We start from the raw sequence: 1,256 nt of genomic DNA, 5'->3' as shown, positions 1-1,256 counted from the left end.
GCGAGTTCCTTAAAAGGAGGTGATCCAGCCGCACCTTCCGATACGGCTACCTTGTTACGACTTCACCCCAGTCATCGGTTTTACCTTAGGCGGTTGCCTCCTTGCGGTTAGCTCACCGACTTCGGGTACCCCCGACTCCCATGGCGTGACGGGCGGTGTGTACAAGACCCGGGAACGCATTCACCCCGACATTCTGATTCGGGATTACTAGCAACTCCGACTTCATGAGGGCGGGTTGCAGCCCTCAATCCGAACTGAGAACGCTTTTTTGAGATTTGCTCCATTTTGCAATTTCGCTGCTCTTTGTAGCGCCCATTGTAGCACGTGTGTAGCCCAAGACGTAAGGGGCATGATGATTTGACGTCATCCCCACCTTCCTCCGTGTTATCCACGGCAGTCACGGCAGAGTTGCTAACTTAATATTGCCAACTGCCGTTAAGGGTTGCGCTCGTTGCCGGACTTAACCGAACATCTCACGACACGAGCTGACGACAACCATGCACCACCTGTCTATGCGTCCCGAAGGAACGATATGTTTCCATATCCGTCGCACGATGTCAAGTCTTGGTAAGGTTCTTCGCGTTGCTTCGAATTAAACCACATGCTCCGCTGCTTGTGCGGGTCCCCGTCAATTTCTTTGAGTTTCAACCTTGCGGCCGTACTCCCCAGGCGGGATACTTATCGCGTTTGCTTCGAGACAGGAGGAGTTTATACCCCCTTCCTCTAGTATCCATCGTTTAGGGCGTGGACTACCAGGGTATCTAATCCTGTTTGCTCCCCACGCTTTCGAGCCTCAGCGTCAGTTACAGTCCAGTGAGTCGCCTTCGCCTCTGGTGTTCCTCCTAATATCTACGCATTCCACCGCTACACTAGGAATTCCACTCACCTCTCCTGCACTCCAGCTTACCAGTTTTAGATGCAGTTCCGCGGTTAAGCCGCGGGATTTCACATCTAACTTGATGAGCCGCCTACACTCCCTTTACGCCCAGTCATTCCGGACAACGCTTGCCCCCTACGTATTACCGCGGCTGCTGGCACGTAGTTAGCCGGGGCTTTCTTACGAGGTACCGTCATTCTTCGTCCCTCGCGACAGAAGTTTACAATCCGAAAACCTTCATCCTTCACGCGGCGTTGCTGGGTCAGGCTTGCGCCCATTGCCCAATATTCCCCACTGCTGCCTCCCGTAGGAGTTTGGACCGTTTCTCAGTTCCAATGTGGCCGATCACCCTCTCAGGTCGGCTACCTATCGTCGCCTT

Annotated in this window: 1 rRNA gene; it reads right to left on the bottom strand. The window is 53.8% G+C overall.

The annotated features are described in order from the left end of the window. Positions 1-12: 12 nt before the first annotated feature. Positions 13-1,256 (bottom strand): 16S ribosomal RNA (locus NFR55_RS10470); the annotation flags it as partial.

The sequence above is a fragment of the Pumilibacter intestinalis genome (assembly GCF_943193005.1).
GTDB classification, from domain to species: Bacteria; Bacillota; Clostridia; order Christensenellales; family Pumilibacteraceae; genus Pumilibacter; species Pumilibacter intestinalis.
Note: the sequence above shows the minus strand (reverse complement) of the source record. Positions and strands in the feature narration are given on the sequence as shown.